The sequence below is a fragment of the Variovorax sp. 01T439_2 genome (genome assembly GCF_056398445.1).
Genome location: NZ_JBFTPJ010000425.1, coordinates 1 through 4,832, shown reverse-complemented (window position 1 = coordinate 4,832; position 4,832 = coordinate 1). Strand labels below are relative to the sequence as shown.

Sequence of the window (4,832 nt, the reverse complement as noted above, 5' to 3'; positions counted from 1 at the left end):
CCCTGGTGCAGGTGCAGCTTCACGTTGGGAAACTGCGCGCGGAATTCCTGCACCGCCACCGGCATCGCATAGCGCGCCTGCGAATGCGTGGCCGCCACCGAGAGCAGGCCGCTTTGCTGCGCGACGAACTCCTGCCCGGCATGGCGCAGGTTGCTGCTTTCCAGCAGCATGCGCTCGATGATCGGCAGCACGTGGCCGCCCGGCTCGGTGAGCCCGGTGAGGCGCTTGCCGGCGCGCACGAAGAGCTCGATGCCGAGCTCTTCCTCCAGCTCGCGGATCTGCCGGCTCACGCCCGGCTGGGACGTGTGGAGGGTGTGGGCGACTTCGGTCAGGTTGAAGCCGCAACGAACGGCCTCGCGTACCGAGCGCAGTTGTTGGAAGTTCATCTGGCGCGGAAGAAGATCGGGAGGAGGAAAAGGCACGGGCCCGCAGCGGGCCGAGCGGCGATTCTCGGCACAAGTGCTTATGCGGGGAACGATGCGTTTGTTGGTTTCACATGAGAAAAACATCTGTGCGGGCCGTCTGGCGCTGCCATCGCCGTGGATTTGCAATTTCGCACGACTGTGCTAAAGTTGCCAACATGGACGCCAAGACCCAGAAAAGCGAACTCACCCGCGCCGCCATCGTCGGCGCGGCGATGGACCTTGCGCTGGCCGAGGGCCTGGAAGCCATCACGCTGCAGGCCGTGGCCAGCCGCCTGGCGCTCTCCAAGAGCGGCGTGTTCTCGCGCGTGGGTTCGCGCGAGGCGCTGCAGAAGGCCGTGATCGAGGAATACGGCCGCCGCTTCCTGGCCGACGTGTTCGTGCCGGCCATGCAAAAGCCCAAGGGCCTTGCGCGGCTCGACGACATCGTCGGGCGCTGGATTGCCCGCACCCGCGACATCGAGGCCGAGACTGGCTGCATCTACATGGCGGGCGCCTTCGAATACGACGATCGCGAAGGCGAGCTGCGCGACCTGCTGTTCGGCGAGATCACGCGCTGGCGCGCCGCGCTGCGCCGCACGGTGCTCCAGGCGGTGGAAACCGGCGAGCTGCGGGCCGACACCGACCCGGCGCAGCTGGTCAGCGAATTGAACGGCCTGGTCATGGGCCTGCTGCACGACGCGCGCTTCCTGCGCGACCCCCAAGCCGCCGATCGCGCCACGCAGACCTGGCAGCGGCTTCTTTCGAGCTACCGCGCCTGAGCCACGGCACAGGCCATTCCGTTTTCGTCTTTCTTTGTCTTGATTTCGCACGATCGTGCGATAAAAAGGAGAAGCACCATGCTGATCATCGCCCTCTGTCTTGCCGTCTATGTGGGTGCCATCGGCGCCGACGCCACCCGCGATGCGCTGCGCAGCCTGCCGCGCAGCAACGAGGACTGGGTCTGGTACTGAACGCAGGAGCCTATGGCATGACGAGCACCACCACCTCCGCGGCCACGCACGCCGCGCAGTCCAACTACTACCGCCCGGGCCGGCTGATGCGCGCCTTGCGCTTCGGCCTGACCGCCTCGCAGCGCCTGTGGCCCGCGCTGGGCGTGCGCGCCGCCTACCGCGTGTTCGGCACGCCACTGCCGCCCAAATGGCTCTACCGCGGCCAGGGGCCGGGCGCGGCGTGGCGGCGCGAGGCCTGGGCCTTCGAAGACGCCGGCCTCGGCCTCTATCACCTGGCTGCGCAGGACCTCGGTGCGGAGTCGGCGCCCGTGGTGCTGCTGGTGCACGGCTGGGGCGGGCATGCGGGGCAGATGCTGGCGCTCGCGCAGGCGCTGGCCGATGCGGGCCTGCGGCCGGTGCTGCTCGAACTGCCGGCCCATGGCCGCAGCGCGGGCACCATGAGCAACTCGCCGCAGTTCGCGCGGGCCATTGCGTACGTGGTTGCCAGGCTGGCGGCCGACGGCCATGCGCTGCGCGCGGTGGCCGCCCATTCGCTGGGCGCCAACGGGCTGGCGCTGGCGGCCGCGCAGGGCCTGCAGGCCGAGCGGCTGGTGCTGCTCGCGCCGCCGGCCTCGCCACGCGAATACACGCGCTACTTCGCGCACACCTTCGGCCTCAGCGAGGCGACGCGCCTGGCCATGCAGCGGCGGTTCGAGGCGCGCGAAGGCGTCCTGATGGCGCAGCTGGAGCCGGCGGCCGTCGGTCCGCGCATCGCGCAGCCGACGCTGATCGTGCATGACCACGACGACCGCGTGAACCGCTTTGCCGATGCCGAGGCCTACAGGGACGCGATCAGGGGAGCGCGGCTGGTGGCCACGCAGGGACTGGGACACCGCCGCATCCTCAAGGAGGAGGACGTGGTCCGCCAGGTGGTGCGCTTCGTGGCGCAGCCCTGAGCGGCGCGGACGGCAAGCACGGGCGGGCGGTGCTGCCCGCCGCACGTTCTTTTTTCTTCAGCGCGCCGGCGAGGGTGCCGGGTCGGGCAGCTCGATCTTGATGTCGAGCACTTCGAGGTCGTCCTGCTTCTCCAGGTGAACCTTGATGTCGTCGGCATTGATCTTCACGTACTTGGAGATCACCGCCAYCAGCTCGCGCTGCAGGTCGGGCAGGTAGTCGGGGCGCTTCTTGCCGCTGAGGCTGGACCGCTCGTGCGCGAGGATGATCTGCAGCCGCTCCTTGGCGACGCTGGCCGTCTTCTTCTTTTCGCCGAGCAGGAACGAGAAAAAGGACATGGCCTACTTGCCTCCGAAAATTCGCTTGAAGAAGCCCGGCTTTTCGGCGTCGACGAAGCGCATCGGGCGGTCTTCGCCCAGGAAGCGCGCGACCACGTCGCTGTAGGCCTTGGCCACGTCGGTATCCTTGTCGTGGATCGCGGGCACGCCCTGGTTGGACGCCTGCAGCACGCTTTCCGACTCGGGAATGACGCCGATCAGCTTGATGCGCAGGATGTCCTGGATGTCTTCCAGCGAGAGCATCTGGCCGCCGGCCACGCGGTTGGGGTTGTAGCGGGTGATCAGCAGGTGCTCCTTGATGGGGTCGCCGCCTTCCTTCGCCCGCTTGGTCTTGCTGCTGAGCATGCCCAGGATGCGGTCGGAGTCGCGCACCGAGGATACCTCGGGGTTGGTCACCACGAGCGCCTCGTCGGCAAAGTGCATGGCCATCATCGCGCCGGTCTCGATGCCGGCGGGCGAATCGCAGACGATGTAGTCGAAGTCCATGGCGGCCAGGTCGGCCAGCACCTTTTCGACGCCTTCCTGCGTGAGCGCTTCCTTGTCGCGCGTCTGCGAGGCCGCGAGCACGAACAGGTTGTCGCACTGCTTGTCCTTGATGAGCGCCTGGCTGAGGTTGGCCTCGCCCTGGATCACGTTGATGAGGTCGTACACCACGCGGCGTTCGCAGCCCATGATGAGGTCGAGGTTGCGCAGGCCCACGTCGAAGTCGATCACCGCCGTCTTCTTGCCCGCGAGCGCGAGGCCCGACGCGAAGCTGGCGCTCGTCGTGGTCTTGCCGACGCCGCCCTTGCCTGAGGTCACCACCACAATTTTGGCCATGGCCATTCCTTCTTGTTTCAATTCGGTTGTTGTTGGTCGGATGTGCCTCGGCACATCAGATCGGATCGATCACCAGCTTCTTGCCATCCAGGCGTATCTGGGCCGGCTTGCCGAGCACCGGGTCGGGCAGCGGCACCTCGTTGGTGCGATAGATGCCCGCAATGGCCACGAGCTGCGCTTCCATGCAGGTCGAGAAGATGCGCGCCTCGGTGTTGCCGCGCGCGCCGGCAATGGCCTTGCCCCGCAGCGGCGCGTAGACGTGCACGTTGCCGTCGGCAATGACCTCGGCGCCGAAGCTCACCACGGCGGTCACCACCACGTCGCCGCCGCGGGCGTAGACCTGCTGGCCCGAACGCAGCGGCTTGTCGATCAGCAGCGTGCCGTTGGCCGGCACCGGCACTTCGCGCACGATCTGCGGTGCTTCGCTGGCGGGCGCCGGCGAAGCGGCCGGCGGCGCCGGTGAGCGCGGCGCGGGCGCCACCGGCATGGCCGTGAGCGACAGGCCGGCGGCGCGCGCCGCGGCATTCTGGGCGTTGTTGCCCCCGCGCACCGCAATCGGCTGCGTCTGGTGGCGCGCCAGCAGGCCGCGCAGCGCCGCGAAGTCGAGCGCCGGGGGTCCCTCGCCGCTTTCCTCGTCCGGCTGCAGCTGCGAGAGGTCGATGACCACCGGCTCCTGCTCGAAGAAATCGGGCGAATCGGCCAGCTGCGCGTCGAGGGCCTCGGCCAGCACGGCCAGGTCGGCCGTCTTGAGGCTCACTGCGATCAGCGGCAGCGTGGCGCTCTTGAATTCGAAAACCGCCTTGGTGCGCGCGGCGGAGACATCGGCCATTGGAAAACGTCGGTGCGAAAAGCGTTGAAGTCTAACGGGCGCGGGCTTCCGGCCAGTGAACGGGGCCCGCTTCAAGCACCCCGCAGAACATTTATTGCACGAGGTTTCACTTTTAAAAGGCTCAGGCGTTGCGCGATCTGCCGAGCAGTGCGTAAAGAATGATCGCCCCGAAAGTCGCGGTGCCGATGCCGCCCAACGCGAAATCGCCGAACTTCAGCGTGAAGTCGCCAGTGCCGATGATGAGCGTGATGGCGGCCACGATCAGGTTCTTGTTCTGCGAGAAGTCGACCTTGTTGTCGACCCAGATCTTGGCGCCCGCAATGGCGATCAAGCCGAACACCACGATGCTCACGCCGCCCATCACCGGCAGCGGAATCGCCTGGATCAGCGCGCCGAACTTGGGGCTGAAGCCCAGCACCAGCGCAATGAGCGCGGCCACCACGAACACCGCCGTCGAGTAGATGCGCGTGGCCGCCATCACGCCGATGTTCTCGGCATAGGTGGTCACGCCGGTGCCGCCCGAGGCGCCGCTCACCAC

General features: G+C 67.5%; 7 protein-coding genes. 2 read left to right on the top strand and 5 right to left on the bottom strand.

The genetic code is table 11. From position 1 onward, the window contains the following. Positions 1-386 (bottom strand): LysR family transcriptional regulator (locus AC1DOC_RS19445; protein WP_478130312.1); only part of this gene is annotated, 386 nt, incomplete at its 3' end. Between the two features lie 194 nt (positions 387-580). On the opposite strand from AC1DOC_RS19445, the gene AC1DOC_RS19440 reads away from it, so the two are divergent. Then, complete coding sequence (locus tag AC1DOC_RS19440; RefSeq protein WP_018903372.1) at positions 581-1,183, top strand: TetR/AcrR family transcriptional regulator; 603 nt, start codon at positions 581-583, stop codon at positions 1,181-1,183. A 209-nt stretch (positions 1,184-1,392) separates the two neighbouring features. Then, entirely contained in the window at positions 1,393-2,310 is a 918-nt protein-coding gene (locus AC1DOC_RS19435) for an alpha/beta fold hydrolase (protein WP_436299174.1), read from the top strand. A gap of 57 nt (positions 2,311-2,367) precedes the next feature. Here AC1DOC_RS19435 and minE read toward each other — a convergent pair whose 3' ends face one another. The 4 genes from minE to AC1DOC_RS19415 all read right to left on the bottom strand — a co-directional run. After that, positions 2,368-2,646 carry a cell division topological specificity factor MinE gene (gene minE / locus AC1DOC_RS19430; RefSeq protein ID WP_478130311.1) on the bottom strand — a complete coding sequence of 93 codons (279 nt, stop codon included), beginning with the start codon at positions 2,644-2,646 and terminating at the stop codon, positions 2,368-2,370. 3 nt (positions 2,647-2,649) lie between these two features. Continuing rightward, on the bottom strand, positions 2,650-3,465 hold the full coding sequence (gene minD / locus AC1DOC_RS19425) for a septum site-determining protein MinD (RefSeq protein ID WP_012745231.1): 816 nt from the start codon (positions 3,463-3,465) through the stop codon (positions 2,650-2,652). 55 nt (positions 3,466-3,520) lie between these two features. Next, entirely contained in the window at positions 3,521-4,294 is a 774-nt protein-coding gene (minC, locus tag AC1DOC_RS19420; protein ID WP_478130310.1) for a septum site-determining protein MinC, read from the bottom strand. A 121-nt stretch (positions 4,295-4,415) separates the two neighbouring features. Next, on the bottom strand, positions 4,416-4,832 hold a 417-nt coding region (locus AC1DOC_RS19415; protein ID WP_478130309.1), incomplete at its 5' end, for a solute carrier family 23 protein.

Excerpts from the sequence above, each read along its gene's own strand:
- AC1DOC_RS19440 (WP_018903372.1), top strand. The coding sequence starts at position 581 with ATGGACGCCAAGACCCAGAAAAGCGAACTCACCCGCGCCGCCATCGTC.
- AC1DOC_RS19435 (WP_436299174.1), top strand. The coding sequence starts at position 1,393 with ATGACGAGCACCACCACCTCCGCGGCCACGCACGCCGCGCAGTCCAAC.
- minD (WP_012745231.1), bottom strand. The coding sequence starts at position 3,465 with ATGGCCAAAATTGTGGTGGTGACCTCAGGCAAGGGCGGCGTCGGCAAG.
- minC (WP_478130310.1), bottom strand. The coding sequence starts at position 4,294 with ATGGCCGATGTCTCCGCCGCGCGCACCAAGGCGGTTTTCGAATTCAAG.